The organism is Ruegeria sp. (assembly GCF_965199275.1).
GTDB lineage: Bacteria > Pseudomonadota > Alphaproteobacteria > Rhodobacterales > Rhodobacteraceae > Ruegeria.
The window spans coordinates 1-18,924 of sequence record NZ_CBDAQX010000024.1 but is presented as its reverse complement, the minus strand read 5'-3'; the positions used below and the strand labels follow the sequence as shown (position 1 = coordinate 18,924).

At 66.2% G+C, this 18,924-nt stretch carries 17 protein-coding genes; 2 read left to right on the top strand and 15 right to left on the bottom strand.

Annotated features, from left to right (window positions below; all coding sequences use genetic code 11):
* Nucleotides 1–71: 71 nt before the first annotated feature.
* The 7 genes from pepT to ACOERD_RS24885 all read right to left on the bottom strand — a co-directional run bounded on the left by pepT (nt 72) and on the right by ACOERD_RS24885 (nt 7,732).
* The gene (pepT, locus tag ACOERD_RS24915) at nt 72–1,316 is read right to left on the bottom strand and encodes a peptidase T (RefSeq protein WP_419740852.1); all 1,245 of its coding nucleotides are present in this window, start codon (nt 1,314–1,316) and stop codon (nt 72–74) included.
* A gap of 88 nt (nt 1,317–1,404) precedes the next feature.
* On the bottom strand, nt 1,405–2,916 hold the full coding sequence (gene gatB / locus ACOERD_RS24910) for an Asp-tRNA(Asn)/Glu-tRNA(Gln) amidotransferase subunit GatB (RefSeq protein ID WP_419740851.1): 1,512 nt from the start codon (nt 2,914–2,916) through the stop codon (nt 1,405–1,407).
* Between the two features lie 291 nt (nt 2,917–3,207).
* Nucleotides 3,208–3,948 (bottom strand): dCTP deaminase, encoded by a 741-nt coding sequence (locus tag ACOERD_RS24905; RefSeq protein WP_419737952.1) that lies wholly within the window; start codon nt 3,946–3,948, stop codon nt 3,208–3,210.
* A 137-nt stretch (nt 3,949–4,085) separates the two neighbouring features.
* Nucleotides 4,086–4,682, bottom strand: a complete 597-nt coding sequence (locus ACOERD_RS24900; RefSeq protein WP_419740850.1) for a hypothetical protein — start codon at nt 4,680–4,682, stop codon at nt 4,086–4,088.
* Nucleotides 4,672–4,848, bottom strand: a complete 177-nt coding sequence (locus tag ACOERD_RS24895; RefSeq protein WP_419737950.1) for a hypothetical protein — start codon at nt 4,846–4,848, stop codon at nt 4,672–4,674. Before ACOERD_RS24895 ends, ACOERD_RS24900 begins: the two co-directional genes overlap by 11 nt.
* 45 nt (nt 4,849–4,893) lie before the next feature.
* Nucleotides 4,894–5,604 (bottom strand): DUF4376 domain-containing protein, encoded by a 711-nt coding sequence (locus tag ACOERD_RS24890; protein WP_419737949.1) that lies wholly within the window; start codon nt 5,602–5,604, stop codon nt 4,894–4,896.
* Nucleotides 5,605–5,632: 28 nt separating this feature from the next.
* Entirely contained in the window at nt 5,633–7,732 is a 2,100-nt protein-coding gene (locus ACOERD_RS24885; RefSeq protein WP_419740849.1) for a hypothetical protein, read from the bottom strand.
* Between the two features lie 338 nt (nt 7,733–8,070).
* Here ACOERD_RS24885 and ACOERD_RS24880 point away from each other — a divergent pair, with 338 nt between their 5' ends.
* Nucleotides 8,071–9,102, top strand: a complete 1,032-nt coding sequence (locus ACOERD_RS24880) for an IS110 family transposase (RefSeq protein ID WP_419740848.1) — start codon at nt 8,071–8,073, stop codon at nt 9,100–9,102.
* Nucleotides 9,103–9,108: 6 nt separating this feature from the next.
* Here the strand turns inward: ACOERD_RS24880 and ACOERD_RS24875 are convergent, their stop codons facing one another.
* The 5 genes from ACOERD_RS24875 to ACOERD_RS24855 are packed head-to-tail and all read right to left on the bottom strand — an operon-like array spanning nt 9,109 to nt 15,235.
* Nucleotides 9,109–12,534 (bottom strand): host specificity factor TipJ family phage tail protein, encoded by a 3,426-nt coding sequence (locus tag ACOERD_RS24875; RefSeq protein ID WP_419740847.1) that lies wholly within the window; start codon nt 12,532–12,534, stop codon nt 9,109–9,111.
* On the bottom strand, nt 12,531–12,995 hold the full coding sequence (locus tag ACOERD_RS24870) for a hypothetical protein (protein WP_419740846.1): 465 nt from the start codon (nt 12,993–12,995) through the stop codon (nt 12,531–12,533). Before ACOERD_RS24870 ends, ACOERD_RS24875 begins: the two co-directional genes overlap by 4 nt.
* Before the next feature lie 13 nt (nt 12,996–13,008).
* The gene (locus tag ACOERD_RS24865) at nt 13,009–13,512 is read right to left on the bottom strand and encodes a DUF1833 family protein (RefSeq protein WP_419740845.1); all 504 of its coding nucleotides are present in this window, start codon (nt 13,510–13,512) and stop codon (nt 13,009–13,011) included.
* Entirely contained in the window at nt 13,509–13,913 is a 405-nt protein-coding gene (locus ACOERD_RS24860; protein WP_419740844.1) for a hypothetical protein, read from the bottom strand. The genes ACOERD_RS24865 and ACOERD_RS24860 overlap by 4 nt, the downstream gene beginning before the upstream one ends.
* Nucleotides 13,913–15,235 carry a phage tail tape measure C-terminal domain-containing protein gene (locus ACOERD_RS24855; RefSeq protein WP_419740843.1) on the bottom strand — a complete coding sequence of 441 codons (1,323 nt, stop codon included), beginning with the start codon at nt 15,233–15,235 and terminating at the stop codon, nt 13,913–13,915. The genes ACOERD_RS24860 and ACOERD_RS24855 overlap by 1 nt, the downstream gene beginning before the upstream one ends.
* A 221-nt stretch (nt 15,236–15,456) precedes the next feature.
* Here ACOERD_RS24855 and ACOERD_RS24850 point away from each other — a divergent pair, with 221 nt between their 5' ends.
* Nucleotides 15,457–16,452, top strand: coding sequence for a hypothetical protein (locus ACOERD_RS24850; RefSeq protein WP_419740842.1), 996 nt, complete (start codon nt 15,457–15,459; stop codon nt 16,450–16,452).
* A gap of 243 nt (nt 16,453–16,695) precedes the next feature.
* Here the strand turns inward: ACOERD_RS24850 and ACOERD_RS24845 are convergent, their stop codons facing one another.
* From ACOERD_RS24845 to ACOERD_RS24835, 3 genes are all read right to left on the bottom strand, one after another.
* Nucleotides 16,696–17,223: a DUF6631 family protein gene (locus ACOERD_RS24845; protein WP_419737939.1), complete on the bottom strand. Its 528-nt coding sequence runs from the start codon at nt 17,221–17,223 to the stop codon at nt 16,696–16,698.
* Between the two features lie 4 nt (nt 17,224–17,227).
* The gene (locus ACOERD_RS24840; RefSeq protein ID WP_419737938.1) at nt 17,228–18,010 is read right to left on the bottom strand and encodes a hypothetical protein; all 783 of its coding nucleotides are present in this window, start codon (nt 18,008–18,010) and stop codon (nt 17,228–17,230) included.
* Between the two features lie 24 nt (nt 18,011–18,034).
* The coding region (locus tag ACOERD_RS24835; protein WP_419740841.1) for a phage virion morphogenesis protein at nt 18,035–18,924 on the bottom strand (890 nt) is incomplete at its 5' end.

Genomic DNA, 18,924 nt, shown 5'->3' with positions numbered 1-18,924 from the left:
CCTTGTACCTTTGGCCGACAACTTATCACGCAGGTCGCCGGGTGAAAGAGACGTTGCGCGAGTGGCGCAAATCAGCCGGTTTTCTGCGCCGCCTTAGCAACAACCGAGAGGCAGAGTTCGGTCGCCAGTGCCATGTCCTGGACCGAGATCCACTCCAATGGTCCATGAATGCACTGCATGCCGGTGAACAGGTTGGGGCAGGGTGTGCCGAATTCGGTCAGGCGAGAGCCGTCGGTGCCGCCGCGGATCGGAACCGAGAGGGGTTCGATCCCTAGTTCCTGACAGGCTTCGCGCGCCAGATCGACGGGGGTCATGTCATTCTCGAGCCAATAGCGCATGTTGCGGTATTGATGGCTGATGTCGCAGGTGATGGTCGCGCGTGGCTCGGATGCTTGAACGGCGTCGCAGACCTTGCGCACCAAGTCGCGCTGGGCCTCGAGCCCCTCCATCTCGAAATCCCGCAGGATCAGCTTGATCTCCATCTCGGACGAGCCGCCATTCATATCCGTGACGTGGATGAAGCCTTCGCGACCGTCGGTGACCTCGGGGGTCAAGGTCGCCTGCGGCAGAGTCTGCACGATCTTTGCGGCCAGATGGGTGGCATTGACCATCTTTTCCTTGGCCAGACCGGGATGGATCGACACGCCGGTGACCTTGATCACCGCGCGGTCGGCCGAGAAGCTTTCATATTCGATCTCGCCCACTTCCTGCCCGTCCAGCGTATAGGCGAAATCGGCCTTGAGGTCCTTTGGCAGTTGCTCGGTCACGCCGCGCCCGATTTCTTCGTCCGGGGTGAAGGCAATGCGGATGGGCCCGTGTGGAATGTCTGGATTTTCGATCAGGTGCCGCGCCATGGTCATCAGGATGGACACGCCGGCCTTGTCGTCAGCGCCCAATAGGGTGGTGCCCGAAGCGGTGATCAGATCATGACCGATCTTTTCGGCCAGATAAGGGTGTTCGTCCGGGAACAGAACCAGATCGGGATCGTCAGGAAAGGTGATCTCACCCCCGTTATAGCCTTTGATGACGCGTGGTTTGACACCGGTTGCGTTGAATTGCGGGGCGGTGTCGACATGGGCCAGGAATCCCACGGTCGGCCCTTCGGCGGTGCCAGGAATGGTCGCTACAACGACGCTGTCGCCAGTCATCTCGACATCCTGCGCGCCGATTTCAGTCAGCTCCCGCTGCAGCAGGTTCAGCATGTCGAACTGAATGGGCGTACTTGGGGTCGAAGGTGATGTCTCATCGCTTTGGCTGTCGATAGCCGTGTAGCGCATCAGACGGTCTTCAAGTTCCTGATCGAATTTTCTGGTCATGGCACCTCTCCTGCGCGGAAGAAAGGGCGCAAAAGAAAACGGAGTCAAGCAGGTGGCCTGACTCCGTCGCAGAACTTTGAAAACGGGCCTACGAAACCAGCTTTTGGGCAACCAACTCGTTGACAGCCTTGGGGTTGGCTTTGCCGCCGGTGGCTTTCATCACTTGACCGACAAACCAGCCTGCGAGTTTCGGGTTCACCTTGGCCTTTTCAACCTGCGCTGGGTTGGCGGCGATGATCTCGTCCAAAGCAGCCTCGATCGCGCCAGTGTCGGTGACCTGCTTCATACCGCGCTCTTCGACGATCTGCGCCGGGTCACCGCCTTCGGTGTAGACGATTTCGAACAGATCCTTGGCGATCTTGCCCGAAATGGCGTCCGACGAAATCAGGTCGATGATCCCACCCAACTGCGCCGGAGATACGGGCGAGTCGGTGATGTCGTGGTCTTCTTTCTTCAACCGGCCAAACAGCTCGTTGATGACCCAGTTCGCGGCCAGCTTGCCGTTGCGGCCTTTAGCGACCTCTTCGAAATAAGCGGCGCTTTCGACCTCGGCGGTCAGGACTGAGGCGTCATAATCGGTCAGGCCGAACGCTTCGATAAACCGCGCTTTTTTCTCGTCGGGCAATTCCGGCAACTTGGCGGCGATGTCATCGACCCATGCCTGTTCGATCTCTAGCGGTAGCAGGTCAGGGTCTGGGAAATAGCGGTAGTCGTGCGCTTCTTCCTTGGACCGCATCGAGCGGGTCTCACCCTTGTCCGGATCGTACAGGCGGGTTTCTTGATCTACCGTTCCACCGGCTTCAACGATGGCGATCTGACGGCGGGCTTCGACCTCAATCGCCTGCTGAATAAAGCGCATCGAGTTCATGTTCTTGATCTCGCAGCGCGTGCCCAGATGCGAGAAGTCCTGCGTTTCCTGGTACTTCTCATAAGCACCCGGCAAACAGATCGAGACGTTCACATCCGCCCGCAGGTTGCCGTTCTGCATATTGCCATCACAGGTGCCCAGATAACGCATGATCTGACGCAGCTTGGCGACGTAGGCGGCGGCCTCTTCAGGGCCACGGATGTCGGGGCGGCTAACGATCTCCATCAGGCAGACGCCGGTCCGGTTCAGATCGACGAAGGACATATGAGGGTCCATGTCGTGGATCGATTTGCCCGCGTCCTGTTCCATGTGGATGCGTTCGATCCGAACCATACGTGCGGTGCCGTCGCCCATCTCAACCAGCACTTCACCTTCGCCCACGATGGGGTGATAAAGCTGCGAGATCTGGTAACCCTGCGGCAGGTCAGGGTAGAAATAGTTCTTTCGGTCAAAGGCCGATTTCAGGTTGATATCCGCCTTCAGGCCAAGACCCGTGCGCACGGCCTGCTCCACGCAATACTCGTTGATCACAGGCAGCATGCCCGGCATCGCCGCGTCCACGAAGGCCACGTTCGAGTTCGGCTCGGCCCCGAATTGGGTCGACGCGCCGGAAAACAGCTTGGCATTGGACGAGACCTGCGCGTGAACCTCCATCCCGATCACCAGCTCCCAATCGTGCTTGGCCCCGGCAATGGTTTTGATTTTCGGCATTTCGTATGTCAGGTCGAGCATGGCGCGCCTCTAATTTCCGCAGAAGTCTAGGCCTGCGTATTAGGCCCGGCGCGCCAAAGGGGCAAGGGGTTAGTTCCCTGAGACTTGCAACCCCGTCGGCGTGAAGGTCACGCTTTGACCACTTGTAGCGCGACAGAATTATTGCTCAATCCGCGACAGTTTCGCGCCCAATCGATGTGATTTTCGCGTTGATTTCCGGTGCGACAGTTTCGTGCTCAATCGGGATTTTGTGCGGCAGTATTGTTGTCACACACCGGATGCGCACTGCTGACAGTGCAGTACAGCAGGACTCTAGGGCGCGGGGGGTGTTCCAAAGAAACTCTGCAGGAGTGACATAACAATCCACCCGACGGCGGCAACTCCAGCGGCACCCAAAATCCAGCCGATGACCTTTAGCCAAGGCTTGGCATCATTCACAATCTGCCGAATTTCATGTACATCGGAGGTCAGGATTTTCAGGTTACTGGCAAGATTTTTGACCGAGTGATCAAGCGTTTCAACGTTGTCAATAACATCAGCAAGGTTCCGGCTGCGCATTCTCATCATAAATTCGACATCTTGTGACGGAAAGTCCTTTTGCCCTTGATATGGCCCGGTATATCCGTGCTCGTCCTCTGATGATAGCTCATAGAAAATGACCGACATGATCACCTGGCCGTATTGCAAAATAATCGGCTCCAGCGTCGGATTATATAGGGAAACAAAAATTTTTCCCTTATAGCCGGGATCGATTTGAGGACCCCCAAACGCGATGACACCCCTCCTCGCAAGACCAGAGCGGATGCCGTATGACGCGCAAATGCTGTTGGGCAGTTCAAAAAACTCTTCCGAGGATACAGACGCCCAAGAGTTGCTTTCGAGAATGAACTCATCGCCCTCTCCCCAGACATGACGACCGGCACCGGCGGCAAGAACATCGCCTATTCGACAATCGTAGCTCGCGGGCTCGATTTTAGTCTTGTCAAACGGCTCGATTTTGATCGCGCCCGTTGCGATTCTGTCACCGATATCTTTTCGTCCAAGGATTGCCATGCCTGCGCCTTTTCCTGCCTTGCAGAAAGATTAACATTCCCGACCGCACAATGGAATCCCGCGCGTTGATTTTCGCCGCGACAGTTTCGCGCCCAATCGGGTTGTTGTTTTGCCATTTTTGCTTTTGATCAGCCTCATTACTTCAGCGCAGAAAACGGCTCGGTGAGAGCGCGGCAGAAGTCGCCGGACCAGTTCGGGTTGTGGTTCTGAAGGTGTGCTGGCGCGATATCATCAAGGTGCAGGCGGTTTTGCGTTCTGAAGAACCTGATCGTGTCGCAGAGTTCCCTGATCACGGGTGATACGAGGCGTTCGGCTTCTGCATATGGCCCGCTGCCGTTGTGAAAGCTGCGTGTGGTTGCGGTATTCTGGAACCATGTCGCGATGCCTTCCTCCATGACACTGGCAACGCCCTGTGCGGGATCAATGAGGTGGACGCATTCGTGAGCAAGCTGCCAGCGCGCCCTTGCCCCGTCCTGCATTGCGGACCGGTTCAAGTGCACAATGACATGCTTGCCATGAGGATGGGTGTCCGGGAACCATGTCTTGGGCATTTCATGGCATGTATCGACAAACTCGATGCCGAGGACAGTGAAGGCGGGATCTCTGGGCCCCAGCATGGCTTCGATGTCGGACAGGAACACGCCGAGCCATCGCGTGAAGGTGCGGGGCTCAAATCTGCTGGTCGCGCCCTCCTGCATGACAAGCCGTGTGACGAACTGCCCGTCAGCGGCCATTGAGGAGGATCTCTGAAAGGGCCAGATCGGCGGCTTCATTTGGCAGGCGACGGCCGAAAGCCTCAAGCAGGGTCTTGTGGAGCGCCTCGAGCGCCTCGAGTTCCTTGCGCTTGTCGTCGATTCTGGCGGCGAGATATTCCATTGAGGACGGTGTGTACTGGCTCATGTCCGATCTCCGTTGTACGTGTTTTAGCATATCCGCGCGGGCGCGTCATTGGGGCTGGGTGGCGTGCTCCGGCCATCCTTGTGCGACGTTTATGGCAAGGATTGCCTCTGCGGTTGTGGCGGCGGTGATGGCATCCTTGAGTGTGCGGGCGTGGATGCGGCGGGCGCTCTGCCAGGCCGAGAGGGCTTTGGCGAGGGCTGTGATGTCCTCTGCGCGCATGGGGACGCGGGTGTTTGCGGCATCGATCCAGACGAAGTCTTTGGGCCAGTTGGGTTCTGCGGCGGCGCGCAGGGCGGCGGCGGTGATGGCTGCGGCGCTTTTGGTATCGCCCTGCCAGGTGCGGGCGTTGTGGGTGAAGGTGGTGCGGCGTGCAAGCTCTGCGGCCAGTTGGGCGTGCTTGTGCTGCCGGGCCTCTTCGCAGGCCTGGTGCACGGCGTGCCGGGTGAGGCTGTCCCATGCGGGCTTGTCGCCGGCCTTTGCATCTTCGCGGCCATAGGGGTCGGGCTGTGTGGCGGCGGCGAATTGCGGCGGGTTCCATGTGTAGCGGTCCCACATGGTTTTGGTGATGGTCTCCGGGGGCTCGGCCTCTTCGGGGAAAGCGGTCCATGGCAGGATGTCGTGAGGCAGGGCAAGACCTGTCTCGGTGAGGGCCAGGAGCGCCTGTGCGAAGGCGTCGTAGGAGAGCGTTTGTGGCGCGGGGTCTTGTGCGGTGGGGTCTTGTGTCACTGGGCTTTGTGTCACTGGGCTTTGTGTCATGGGTCATATCCTGGGTCAGGCGACGGGATCAGGCGAAGGGGCGGGTTTCTCGTGCGGTGAGGGTGAGATATGCGGCAGCACTCCATGCGACCCGTGTGCTGCCGCCTCTGATACCCGCGACGCTCGCGCCCCCGGTGCGTACGGTTCCTGTTGCGCGCAGGGTGAGCCTTTTCTGCCGGCCGACCGGGGTGAGCCGGGCGGGCAGCACCCCGCTGAGAACGGCACGGCCTGCGGCGCCGGTGGTGACGCTGATGCTGAGGGTCCGGATGACGACATTGTCGAGCCGGACCTCGAGCCGGACGTTGAAGGTTGCGCTGTTGTATCTTGTGCCCACGGCCGATTCTGAACCCTCGCTGTTGCGGCTATGTTCGTACCAATAGGACGAGGAAGGCGGGGTGAACCCGCCGCCCGAGACCTCGACCGCGTAGCGGATGATCTCGTCGGCACTGTCCCTGCGCACCACGATATCGGAGCCGCCATCACTGCGGCGCGTGGAGAAGCGCTGGTTTTTTCTTGTGCGCGCCCTGCCCGACGCGTCCAATCGCCAGCGCGCGCCCCGGGCCACATCGCCGATGAGGCTGTCATCGAGATGGGTGAGGGTGATGAGGCCGGGGCCGATCTGGACGCCGCCGGTGATGAGCGCGGTGTCGGCGCGCAGATGGGTGCCGTCGATCTGGCCGGCGGCGAGGGCCTCGGCCAGCAGCGTGCCGGGGATGACGGTATTGCCGTTGATGACATGGGTGACGGGGAGCCATGCGGTGCCGGTCCAGGCGCGGGTTTCGGCCCAGCCTCCGGCGCTGTCGGTGAGGGTGACCACATCGCCGGTGACATTGGCGCCGGGGGTTGCGCGATCGGCGATGCTGTTCACCCAGCCGCGCGCGCTGACGCGCCGGGCATAGCTGCCCGCCCCGCGCGCGCCATTGCTGCCATCACGCCCGTTGATGCCGTTGCGCCCGTCACGCCCGTTGCGGCCGGGGTCTCCCTTGTCCCCCCTGTCTCCCTTGCCGCCGGTATCGCCTTTCCTGCCCGGTCGCCCCTGCCGGCCGGTATCGCCGGTATCGCCCTTCCTGCCCGGCCGCCCCGGGGCGCCGTCGCGTGCATATCTGGTCCATTGCACCGGTCGGGAAAACGCCCCCCAGTTGCCGGAGGAGCCTTTGCGCTGGCTGGCCCAGAGATAGGGTCTGGCGGCGCTGACGTCAGGGGCATCATCAACCCAGCCCTCGGGCACATGATCGTCGAGGCGCCGCTGGGTGGCTGTTGTGCGCGGGGTGGCGGGGCGGATCGGGGTGCTGGTGGCGCGAAAGATGAACTCGACACCCGGACCATCAAGGCCCGGTCGCCCCTGCCGGCCGGTATCGCCGGTATCGCCCTTCCTGCCCGGTCGCCCCGGGGCGCCGTCGCGTGCATAGCGGGCCCAAAGCTCGGGTGGCGAAAACGCGCCCCAGTTGCCCGAAGAGCCGGTGCGGCGACTGGCCCAGAGATAGGGCGCGTCGCGCGTGATCCCGACGGGATCATCGGACCAGCCGGGGGGCACATGATCATTTGCCCTGGACTGCGCGGGCGTTGTCTGCGGTCTTGCGGGCGCCCGGCGGGTGGCGGTGCGCCGGAAGATCATCTCGACCCCAGCGCCATCCTGCCCGTCACGCCCATCCTGCCCGTCGCGTCCCGGCTGCCCGTCCTGGCCCGGGTCCCCGTCGGTGCCGTCGCGTCCCGGCTGACCGGCGGCCCCCGGGATGCCGTCGCGTGCATATCTGCCCAGGAGCGCGGGGCGCGAAAACGCCCCCCAGAGCCCCGCGCGCCCGCGCCGCTCGCTGATCCATTCATATGGCTGCTCCACGGTGACACCCAGGGGCGTGGCGGACCAGGGCGGGGGCGTGTAGCCGGGCATCTGGGCCGGATCTGTTGCCGCCCCTGTTGCCGCCTCACCCGTTTGCGCGGGCGGGGTGAGGCTGAGGGTCATGGCGGTGACGGTGTCGCGGGAGCGCAGATTGTAGAAAAGCAGCCGGAAGGTGAAGCGCTCGCCGGCCCTCAGCGTGATGTCGAGATGATCATCTGCCCCGCGGCGCGCGGCATTGCCCTTGGCGCTGAAGATGGCCCAGTCGGTGCCCTGGTCGGGGGCGCCGTCCATGGTGATGCGCCAGGTGCCGGCGCGTCCCCGGGGTGCGGTGAAGCGGAACCATGTGGCGGTCCAGGCCGGGCCCGGCGGGTCGAGGCCCTTGAGGAGGGGGTATGAATGATTTGTGATCGGCCAAACGCCCTGAATCTGTTAGAGGATTCGGGGAGGCGGATAGGTCTCAGGCTGAATTGTGTCTTAGGGCATTGTGACCCTGTTGAGGAGCTTAGCTTTCGCCTGTTTCCGAACAGCCCCCATAGGGCCCGGTTTTGGCCGGTGATCCTGCATAGGAGCTTGGTTTGGCCGTTCACGCCCCATTGGGGGCTCCGCCTCCTTGAGCAGGGAGTATAGCCATGGCTTACATAGGTGTCGATCTTCATACGAATTCCTTCACGATCTGTCGGCGTGAGACGGACGGATCGGAAACATTCCAAACCTTTCAACTGTCCGCGCAGGCGCTTGAGCAGTTCTGTCAGAGCCTTGATGCGGATGACGAACTGGCGGTCGAGGCCACCGGCAACACGGCCTGGTTCTGCGGTGAGGTGGAACCCTGTGTCGGCCGGATCGTTGTGGTCAACCCGCGCCAGTTTAAAGTGATCCGCACATCGGTGAAGAAAACCGATCGCAACGATGCCCGCGCCCTGGCGTTTTTCCTGTCGAAGGACATGCTGCCGGAAACCCGGCTCAAGTCCACTCAGGAAAGCGAACTGGCCTCGCTGACCCGGACGCGTGACATGCTGGTCAAACAGCGCACCATGCTGCTGAACGGCATCCACGCGATGTTTGTCCGCCACGGCATGAAGCTGAAGAAGGAAGGGTTGTCCAGCAAGAAGCGCCTGCGCGACCTGGATCTCAGCCGCTTCACACCGCTTGAGCAGGTCGAACTGGCGGCATTGCGGGACCAGGCGCTCGGCCTGACCGAAACCCTGAGCCGTCTCGACAAGGCCATCGAGGAGGCCGCCTCGGCCATGAAAGGCTTTGAGGGGCTCACCAGCATCAAGGGGATCGGTGCGCGATCTGCCGCGGTCCTGCTGGCGGGGATCGGCAGGGTTGAAGACTTCTCCGACGCGGACAAGCTGGCCGCCTATGTCGGCATCGTGCCCAAGGTGAGCAACTCAAACGAAACCGAACATCACGGGCGGATCACGAAGCGCGGCAACAAGCTCATGCGCACCACGCTGGTGCAATGTACGCTCATCGCGATCCGCTATTCGGGATATCTCAACAGTTATTATCGGCGCATCAAGGAACGCCGTGGCGCGGGCAAGGCGATCATAGCCACGGCCCGCAAGCTGCTCAAGATCATCTATGACACGCTCAAGAACGGCTGGGTCTTCGACGATTTTGCCGAATTTAAAATCAAACAAAATCAATGCCCTGCTTGACAATCATCATAGGAGGGGGAAGATATCGAGCGCCCGGATGCCGAGCGGGGTGGTCAGGACATGGGGGGCCTCTTGCGTGCCTGAGCCGGTCAGCCCCGGCGGCGGTGGCGCGGTGGCATGGGCGGTGCGGGTGAAGAGCCGCTCGACGCTGGCGCCGTCCTGTCCATCCTGCCCGTCCTGTCCGTCCTGTCCGGGCCGGCCCTGCGCTCCCAGGGAGGACCAGAGCGTGGGGCTGCTCCAGCGGGTCCAGGGCCCGCCGCCGGTGCGGCCCTTGCGTTCGGTGATCCACTGGAAGGGGGCCTTGGATGTGAGGCTGACCGGTATGCGCTGCCATCCTGCGGGCAGATGGGTATCGCTGTCGCTGCCGCCAGGCCCCGGGCGGGCGGGTGGCGCGTTCTGCGTGGCGCTGGCGCGGAACGCATATTGGGTGACGGGCAGTTTGACCGCATCCGCCAGATCGACGGGGCCGGTGAAGGCGGCCTCTCCGGGCACGCCATCCCTGTTCAGGGCGGCGAGCGCAAAGCGCCAGCGCCCGGCGGGTGGCAGGCGTGTCTCGAGCGGCAGGGCGGTGATCCGGCCATGCAGGAGCGGGGTGAGCGCCTCCCATGTGGCCGCAGCGCGCGCGGGCCCGTAGCGCAGGGCGTAGCCGGCGACGCGCCCGTCAGGGGGCGGGGTGGCGGTAAAGCGGCGGGCGCCATCGCCCAGCATCTCGACCCCGAAGCCTTCGGGGGCGGCGATGGGGACGGTTTTGTCGCCGATGAGGGTATGGGTGGTGGTGAAGACGGGCCCGAGGGGGGCGGCGCGGGAGCCGGGGGTGATCTCGATGTCGATCTCGCGGCCGGAGGCATCATCGGTTGAGAAGATATATGTGGTGACGGCCTGCCGGTCGTCTGCCACGACGCGCCAGCCATGGCTGTCGCGGGCGCGGATGGTCGCGCCCTGCCAGGGGCCGGATGTGGTGAGCCGCAGGGTCACTTCGGTGGTTCCGTCGGCGCGCGCCCGATCGGTGATCGCGGCATCGAGCACGGCCGGGCTTTGGGGAGCGGGCAGCGGCAGGGGCGCGCTGAGATCGGCGGTGGCGGCGTTGTGATAGGCGGCCACCTCGTCGATGGCCTCGAGCCGGATGCGCGTGGCCGAGACCGGTTCAAAGCCCACGATGCGCAGGGGCGCGGGCGGGGCGTCACCGGGATAGACGCGCCAGAGCACATCCGACACCTCCGTCTCTTCGTGCTGCCAGTCATCGGGCAGGGCGCTGGCGGGGCGCACCAGGGCTCCGTCGGCGGTGATCGCGCGGGTGATGAGGCGACCATCGCCCAGGCGCAGCATCGCATACCAGCTCTCGTCTTGCGCGATCTCGAAGCTCTGGCCCAGGTCCCAGCGTTCGGGAAGGTTTCTGGCGGCGTCAGCCGGCAGGACCGTGACGAGCCGTCCGGTCTGGCCGCCATCGATGAGGGAATGGGTGAGGCGCACCACGTCGCCCCGGGCGATGGAGAGCCCTTCGGCGGCCATCTCCCATGTGAGACGGCGGCGGTGATAGAGCTGGCGGGCGGCCTGCAGATTGGCTTCGGTGGCGGCCTGGGCGGGCGTGGTGACGCCCGGCAGCGTGAGGGTTGCGGTGCGTTTGGGCGTGGTGACGCCCGGCATGGTGCGGCGCAGGGTCTGGAATTGCCAGTCGGCGTCCGGGTCGAGATAGCGCACGGCGATCTCATCGGCGGGTTTTTCGCCGGACCAGGTGATCTCGAGGCTGCCCGCTATGATATTGCCGGGGGTGATGAGCGCGGTGGCGGGGGTTGCGGGGTCGTCCCACACCACGCCCAGCTTGCCGCTGGCCCATGTGGGGCTGGCCCGCCCGCATTGGCAGATGGTGCGGATGATCCGGGCCGAGGGAACGGGGCGGTCGAGGCTGAGATTGCAGGTGAGGTTCTGCCTCTCGCACCAGGCGGCCCAGGCGGTGAAGGAGGGCAGGTCGATGCGCCGGTCAGCCAGTCCCAGCCCCCAGGCAAGGCGGCCCGAGAGAAAGCCGCCGCGCAGGAAGGCGAGCAGGATCCAGGCCGGGTTGGAGGTGGCGCGGGGTTTGGCGCGGCGCGAGACCGAGCGGGGCAGTAGATGCCGGGTGATGGCGTGGATGGCGGGCAATTGGCCGGAGGCCTGGGCCGAGGCGGGCAGGCGCAGCCGCAGCCGGGTCTGGCCGCTATAGTCGGCGGTATCGGGCTGGAAGGAGCGCAGCGCGGCCCAGGCCAGCGCGTCGATCTCGTTATCCGCGCCCGAGGGCGCGGTGCGGCGGCGCACGCGGACCTCCCACTGCGCGGTCGCCCCGGGGTGGATGCGGATGGTGCGGCGCAGCCCGTCGCGGGGGCTGTCGCCATTTGCGCGCAGCGTGACGCGGCGGCGGGTCCAGCCCTCGCGCACGCCCACCCTGCGATAGCTGATCACGATCTCGCGGGAGAGAGCGTAGGGTTTGCCGGAGCGTTTGCGCAGACCGAAGAGCTGCCCGGTGATGTCGAGATCGAAGCGGTTGGTGCCGGGGCTTGTACGGCGCGAGATCAGGCGGCGGCCTTCGAGCTCTGCGCCCTGGATGGTGTCGACATTGGCAGGCCATGTGGGATCGGGCCCGCGCAGGATCTGCGCCTGTGCGCCTGGAAAGTCCGACAGCGGCTGGTTGCCGATGCGCAGGTCGGCGCGCTCCAGATGCAGGTTGCCCAGGCCGAATGTGAGGCTGAGATTGAGGAACTGCGCGTCATCCTCGAACTCGGTCCAGGGTTTTGCGCCGAGATCGGGAAAGACGCGGTGGCGTCCGAAGGTGAGCAGGAGCGGCGCGTAGGGCCGGGCCCGGTTGGTACCGCCGCTCAGCGAATAATCGCGGCGGGCGGGCGCGTCCTGGTCCAGCCCGTCCGCGTCGCGCACGGGCACCAGCGCGTTGATGATCAGCCCGCCGGCGGTGGAGATGGCGGCCCCGGCCAGGGCGCCGGCAACCTGTGCCCCCAGGCTGCCGGCCCCAAAACCGAGCGCGCCGCTTGAGGCGATGGCGGAGGCGGCCCAGCCGCCGATGGCGATGGTGGCGATGGTCAGGATGGCCGCAAGCGGGTTGGAATCATCGCCCTGAAGGGCTGCGCGCAATGTGAGGCGCTGGCCGGGGCGCAGGGCCGTGTGCGCCCAGGCCCCGGGCGGCAGGGCGATCCCGTCAAGGCTTACGTTTACCGGCAGGGACCCCCGCGCGGGCCAGGCGAGATCCAGCGCCTGGGCCACGCTCAAGGGTTCAGGTGGGGCGTCAGGGGTGCGCGCGGGCAGGGGCAGGATGATCTCCGGCACCCGGGCCTGCGCGGTCAGCGGGTGCGGCCACAGATCGGCGCTTGCAAAGCCGACCTGAGAGGCCGTCACAGGGGGTTTGAAGGGCGTTTGCGAGGGTGTTTTTGAGGGTGTTTTTGAGGTCATGATCCTGTCTCCCAGCGATAGAGCCCGACCACCACAAGCCCGCGCGCGGGCAATATGCGCAACCGGTGCAGCACCGTGCCCAGCCCCGGTTGCCAGTGCAGGCAGGCCGGCTCGGTCATGTCGGCATAAAGCCCGATGTGATGGCCCAGCCCCGCGCGGCGTCCGCGCGCGCGCATCAGCACCCCGTCCCCGTCGCACGCCCTCTCGCGCGCACCCAGGCGCCGGGCGATCCCGCCTTCGGTTGCGCGCCCGGTTGTGCATCCGGTTTTGCGCCCGGCTTCACACATGAGCGCGTCCCGGATGGCCGCGTCATTGGCGCGGATGCCGCCCGGCGCGGCGGGCAGGGCGATGTCGGACCCGAACTCGACGCGCAGCACATGCGAGACCAGCGCGGCGCAATCTTCCGCCCGATGCCCGATCCAGCGCTCTGTCCAGTGCGTCTCCATCAGCTGAGCTTCCATCAGAACAGCCCCATCAGAACAGGCCGGGAGAGGTGGCGGGATCGTGGCGCAGGGTTACACCCGCGCGGCCCAGGAGCGGATCAAAGCCCAGCCGGGCGGTCACCTTGCGGCTGGTGGCGGTGATCTGCAGCACATCCATGGTGACGTCATAATCGGGGGTGGCAACGGGGGTATCCGCGCGCGCGGTGACGATCATGACCCGCACGGTGATGCCATGGATGCCGCTGGCGGTGGCGCGCGCCCCATCGATCCAGGCGGTGAGCTCGCGGCCCACATTGTCAATCGCCAGTTCCGCCGCCGGCACCCGGTCGGGTGCGTCCGTGGCGATGCGGGCCTCAAAGCCCAGGGCGATATATTTGCGCCCCCCGACCACCCGGTCGCGGCTCTGGCCGTCATTGATGATGCGCACCCGGGCGGAAAGCTCCGGGTGCGCGATTTCCAGCGCCGCCAACTGGCTGTCTTTCGGGCTTGCGGCAATGCGCGCGCGGGCGCGCGCGGCGTTTTCGGCTTTGCTCATGTGGTTTCCAGCTCCATCTCAAGTTCCCAGCTGCGCCGCCCGGCGGGCGAGACATGCGCGCGGTAGCTGATGCCGCCATCCCCGCCCACCACGCGCATCATGACCCGCGCCCCGGTCTCGTCGGGAAAGCGAAACGGGCGATGGGCATTGGCCCCGGCCCAGGCGCGGAACCGGATGAGGTCTTCATCGGGGCTGCGCGTGATACCTGCCTCCCGGCTGCCCAGGAGCCAGGCGCGGATCCGGCGGCGGGCGGGGGTGGCGGTAAAGCGGCGCACCTGGCGTATCGCGCCATCGTCGAACCCGGTGCGCTCGACCACGGTGACGGGCAGGATCTGCCGGGCCGGGTCGATCCGTGCATAAGCGGGCCATGCGGGCCTTGTGGGAGAGAGGGGGGCGGACATCAGTAGGGGCTCTCCCCGGTGGTGGTGCGGACGGCCTGGCCGATGGGGCCGTTTGTGAGGATGTCCTCGACGACGAGGCCGATCACCCAGCGATCGGGGCTGAAACTGGCGTGCGCCTCCACCGCCCGCTGCGCGGTGCCGCGATTGTCGATCGAGATATCAACGCGCGGTCCCGGCCCGGCCCCTGATGCCTCTGAACCGCTGCGCCCCGGCAGGCGCAGGCTGGGGATATCGTGGCCGCGCAGCCCCGGCACGCCCGGCACACCGGCCACGCCGCCGGCATGATAGCGCGCCGCCTCGCGCAGGATCGCCTGGGCCCGGGCCTGATCGGGGCTGTCCGCGCGCCCCGCCAGCAGGGCCCGCGATTGCGCCGAGGTCAGCACCGCCTCGCCTTCCATCAGCACGGTATGGACCTCGCCCGGCTTGAGTGCAGGGGCAAAAGCGACCGGGGCAGGATTACGCTCCACTTTCGGGACACCGCCGTCATGAAACGGGCGCGCGCGGGGGCGCGGGGAGCTGCGGGGGGCTGCACCTGACCCGAACACCCCGCCCAGGGCATCGGCCAGCGGCCCGGTGATATTCTGGCGAATGGCGATCCGCGCCAGATCGGCGATGATGGAATTGGCCAGATCGCCAAAAGACGCCTTGCCGGTGGTGACAAAGCGGGTGAGGGCGTCTTCCAGCCCCTTAAACCCCGCACCCCAGGCCTGCGCCACCTCGTCGCGGCTCTCGATGGCATCGCGCGCATAAGTGCCCAGCGTCCGCGCCAGCGCGGTTTCCAGCTTGCGCGCCTCTTGCCGCGCCTTTTCCATCTCGCGGCGCAGTCTTGCCGCCGCGCGGGCGGCCGCGCGAGACCCCGCGCGCTCGGCGCTGCCTGCCGCACGCAACTGCGCCCCGAGCCGGGCGGTCTCGGCTGCCGCCTCCGCCGCAGCCTCCGCCGTCTCGCGCAAACCCCTTGTGCGCGCCCGCGCTTCCTCGGCCGTGAGGCCACCTGCCACATAGCCCTGTTCAACAGGCGCGATCTCGCGGTCAGATCTTTGCAGGCTGAGCGCGCGCGCCAGCGCCGCCGGATCGCCGCGATGCTGCAATCGCAGCCTGGCCTCGTCCAGGCGCGCATCGGCCGATCTGCCAAAGCGCTCCATCTCGCTTGCCGCCTGCCGCAACCGCTCGGCCAGGCGGTCGGCCACGAGAACCCCGCTTTCCAGCCCCGGCGCGATCTGCGCGCCGGCACCGGCCAGCGCGAGCACCTGGTCCTCGGCCTCCAGCACCTTGCGGATAAAGGCCTCAAGGGCGGCGCGCTGGGTCTCGCTCTGGCTCCGCACTGTCGCCCCCGTGGTGACGAGCGCTGCGCGCAGCGCCTCAAAGGCTGCCCTGCGCGCCGCGCCTCTTCCCCCTCACCCGCCCGCAAGCCCCGGAAGGCCTCGATCACCCGGGCGGCGGCCTCTTCGGTGAGACCGAAGGCCCGGGCCAGCTCTGTCTGTGCCGCGCGCGCCCGCGCGCCCAGATCGTCAATGTCGCGCGAGGCCCGCGCAAACGCCTCCGGTTGCGCCTGAAGGGCAATCTCCTCCAGCAACGCCTCCACCGTGACGCCGAAGCGCTGCGCCGCCGCGTCGAGCTCGGGCCCCTCAAAGATCTGCGCCAGTTCCGCCTGCGCCGCTTCCCGTGTCTCGGTGACCTGGCTAACCAGGTCCTCAAGCGGGCCGGAAAACGCCGCCCGGGCCCGGGCGGCCAGATCTGCCAGCAGCGCCTCTTCATCGGCTCGTGTCCGGCGCGTGGCCGCAAGAGAGGCCGGGCCAGCCGCATCCTCCAGCTCTCCGATCACCTCCGCAACGGCCCGCGCCGCATCGCGCCGCGCCAGTGCCTCCTGGGCGGCAATCAATCCGCGCGCCTGGTCGGCGGCGGCCCCGTATCTTTCCGCCAGCGCCTCGACGTCGCGCGCCAGGGCGCGCAGGGACCGCAGCCGCTCGGCGGCCTCCGCCAGCCGCTCGGAGGCCTCACCCGCCTCACCCGCCTCTTCGCCCAGGTCAAAAAGCGCTCCCGCCAGCGGCAGGCCCACCGCGACCACGGCCCCCAGAACCGCCCCCAGGGCGCCAAAGCCGCCCAAAAGCTGCGGCAGGTTCTGCGCCAGCGCCACGCTGGCGGCTGTCCCGGCGGCGGTCTGCACCGCGAAATCCTGTACCTGGAAAGCCAGGTTCTGTATCGCCGCGCGGCTGGAGCGGCCTGCGCCCGCAAGCGCGCGGTTGGCATTGGCCGCGCGGCTGGCAGATGCGGCCTGCATGTCCATCGCGCCCGCCGCACGGGCCGCGGCGCGCGCCGCCGCGAGCGTGGCACCTGCGGCCTGAACATTCGCGCGGGCTGTGCGCAGGGCGGCGCGGGCCAGCCGGTCCTTTGCGCGCGCGTCCTCCAGCGCTGTGCGCGCGGCGTCGGAGTGTTCGCGTCCAACTTCTGCCTGGGCGCGTTCCAGTTCATGCGCGGCGCGCGCCGCCTCACCCGCCGATTGCGCAGCGACCGCATTGGCGCGCGCCACCTCCCGGCTTGAGCGTTTGATCACCCCGCCCAGCCGTTGCACCTGCGTCGCGGCCGCTTTTGTATCCGCCGTGATGCGCAGGGCCAGCTCAAGCGTGTTACCCGCCATCTCCGCCCCCTCCTCCGCTCTCTCCTCCGCTCTCTCCTCCGCCCCCGCCCATGAGCGCCGCCGCCATCATCCTCTCAAGCCCGCGCATCCGCTGCCGCTCGGCGGCGCGCCCGTAAAGCACCATCTGCCGCCAGGTGAGGGTCGCCATCAGCTCGTCGGGGCGTCCATGTCCTGCGCTGGCAAGAAGGCTGAGGAGCTCAGCGAGGCCCAATATGCGCTCATCGTCTCCCGGCCCAGGTGCTGGCCCAGAAGACGCGCGGTAAAAAAATCGGTGTTGACCTGCCAGACCGCCATCGTGAGCATCCCCGCCCAGGGCTCGCGCAGCGCCGCGATCCAGCCCGTCTCGCGACCCGTCGAGATCGCACAGATATCCGCCCAGAGATCGGCATGTGTGCCCAGAACTTCCGCCACCCGCGCCGGCGTCATGCCCTCGGGCTCCCCCAGAAGCGCGGCCAGGTCCTCGATGAGCCCCCGCGCGCGGGCCTGCACGTTCAGCCCGTCCATAAAGCGGAACTCGCGCACGGTTACGCTCACCTCCGCGCCGGTTTCGGGGTCCTGCAGCATCAGATCCATGTCCGGGAGCAGAACCGCCGCCTCACACTGGCGCGGATCGGGGGTCCCGGGTTCCGCTGTCCCGGGATCTGTCTCTGCGGTATGTTTGCGGGTTTTGCGCATCGGATCAGCCCTCCGGTCCGTAGATCACCAGCGCCGCGCCCGCATCTGGTTCGAGAATTTCCACCTGCAGCGGGATGCGCTGCGCCTGGGTCGGGTTTTTCAGGGCCATCTGCCCGTTGGGCGACACCGTGCAGCGCGGCGCAAAAAGGCGCTTGCCCACGCCCTCCACCGCATCCTCGATATAGCGCAGGCCGAACTCGCGCAGCTGTGCCTCCGAGGAGGTCGCGCGGGCCAGGGTCTGTGCCACCGGGGTGTAGCTCACGCGCACCGCCTTGGAGGCGCCGCTGATGGGCTCGAGATCGGTGAAGAGGATCCGGGCCCTGCCATGATCGATCCTGTAATGCGCCGCGTCCAGGGCGGTGTTGCCGCTCGCGCCTTTCCTGACCGTCACCGCCGGGGTGGCGGCGATGGCCGAGACCCCTTCGGGGCGCGCGCGGCTCACGCCCAGCTGGTACCAGACATCTTCGCGCAAGGCGGAGAGCAGCTCGCCTTCCACCACCTGCGCGGATTGCGCATCACGGCCGGTTTCGCCGAGGATGAAGAGCGCGAGGTTTTTTGCGCTCATATCCTCCAGTTCGATATCCATCCGCCGCGTCACGCTGCGGGGCTTGTGCACCAGGCGGCGGCGCACAGGCCCGTTGCTGCTTTCCACGGTGATATACTCGCTTGTCACGGTGACGGAACAGGAGGGCAGTTCGCCCAGGTACCGCTCACCGCCTTCCGGCTCGATCAGGTAGAGCCAGCCGGCCCCCACCACGATCTGGTTTTTATGGTGCTCCTCGCGCATCGCGTCTTTCCTTCCATGTGCTGTTCAGGTCTTCACCCACCAGAGCAGATCAAACCCCTCCTCCCAGACCGCGCGCGACGGGGTCAGTTCCGCCAGGCGTCCCTCGCGCCAGATGAGCGGCTCTTTGGCGCCGGGCGGGCGAAACGCCGCAAGATGTGTGCGGATCGTCTCCAGGATCGGTGTCAGCTGCAATCTGGCCCTTGATCCTCCGGGATCGTTGCGCAGCGGGATGGCCACAACCACGGCCAGGCGGGTGATGATCCGGGCGGCAGCGCTCTGCCGGTTCACCGGATCGGCGCCGCTTTCGCGCAAGGTCAGCACCGCGATCACGGGTTTGCCCTTCATCTGCGGCACTCCGCGCAGGCTCTCGCAGATCTCGACACCCTCAAGCCCGCCCACCTCGGAAAGCCGCTCCACGATGGCCCCGCCGATCTGCGCGATCGCAATGGGCACACTGCCCGTCTTGCGCCGGCGCGTGCTCTTGCGCGCGGCAAACCGCCCCTGCCCATCGAAGGCCAGAACCTGGGTCCGCGCGCTCTGTTCGATCTCGCCGCCGAACTGGTGAATGGCGGCGTATTCCACATTGGTGCCCACCAGCACGCCATCGGCCTCAACCGACCAGGTGATCGAGTGCTGCAAACGCCCGGTATCGGTCAGTGTCCTGCCGCCGCGCGCCCCGGCTTTTGCCCGTTCGCTTTCGACCCAGGGGGTGCCGTCGGGGTCTTGCGCGGCAATGAAGCGCCGCTGCACCCCGTCGGCCAGCAGCGCCCCGATTGCGTCATGGAGATCGGCGCGCTCGGCAGGCTCTCCAAGCCGTCCGGCCAGAGTGCCCAGCGTGGCGCGCAGCGCGCTGCCTTCCAGCGCGATCTCGATCCGCGCCCCGCTCATCGCCCGCGCTCCGGGCAGGATGTGTC

What these genes read in the sequence shown, in the direction of transcription:
- pepT (WP_419740852.1), bottom strand. Translation starts at nt 1,316, where the DNA reads ATGACCAGAAAATTCGATCAGGAACTTGAAGACCGTCTGATGCGCTAC.
- gatB (WP_419740851.1), bottom strand. Translation starts at nt 2,916, where the DNA reads ATGCTCGACCTGACATACGAAATGCCGAAAATCAAAACCATTGCCGGG.
- ACOERD_RS24905 (WP_419737952.1), bottom strand. Translation starts at nt 3,948, where the DNA reads ATGGCAATCCTTGGACGAAAAGATATCGGTGACAGAATCGCAACGGGC.
- ACOERD_RS24900 (WP_419740850.1), bottom strand. Translation starts at nt 4,682, where the DNA reads ATGGCCGCTGACGGGCAGTTCGTCACACGGCTTGTCATGCAGGAGGGC.
- ACOERD_RS24895 (WP_419737950.1), bottom strand. Translation starts at nt 4,848, where the DNA reads ATGAGCCAGTACACACCGTCCTCAATGGAATATCTCGCCGCCAGAATC.
- ACOERD_RS24890 (WP_419737949.1), bottom strand. Translation starts at nt 5,604, where the DNA reads ATGACACAAAGCCCAGTGACACAAAGCCCAGTGACACAAGACCCCACC.
- ACOERD_RS24885 (WP_419740849.1), bottom strand. Translation starts at nt 7,732, where the DNA reads ATGGACGGCGCCCCCGACCAGGGCACCGACTGGGCCATCTTCAGCGCC.
- ACOERD_RS24880 (WP_419740848.1), top strand. Translation starts at nt 8,071, where the DNA reads ATGGCTTACATAGGTGTCGATCTTCATACGAATTCCTTCACGATCTGT.
- ACOERD_RS24875 (WP_419740847.1), bottom strand. Translation starts at nt 12,534, where the DNA reads ATGACCTCAAAAACACCCTCAAAAACACCCTCGCAAACGCCCTTCAAA.
- ACOERD_RS24870 (WP_419740846.1), bottom strand. Translation starts at nt 12,995, where the DNA reads ATGGAAGCTCAGCTGATGGAGACGCACTGGACAGAGCGCTGGATCGGG.
- ACOERD_RS24865 (WP_419740845.1), bottom strand. Translation starts at nt 13,512, where the DNA reads ATGAGCAAAGCCGAAAACGCCGCGCGCGCCCGCGCGCGCATTGCCGCA.
- ACOERD_RS24860 (WP_419740844.1), bottom strand. Translation starts at nt 13,913, where the DNA reads ATGTCCGCCCCCCTCTCTCCCACAAGGCCCGCATGGCCCGCTTATGCA.
- ACOERD_RS24845 (WP_419737939.1), bottom strand. Translation starts at nt 17,223, where the DNA reads ATGCGCAAAACCCGCAAACATACCGCAGAGACAGATCCCGGGACAGCG.
- ACOERD_RS24840 (WP_419737938.1), bottom strand. Translation starts at nt 18,010, where the DNA reads ATGCGCGAGGAGCACCATAAAAACCAGATCGTGGTGGGGGCCGGCTGG.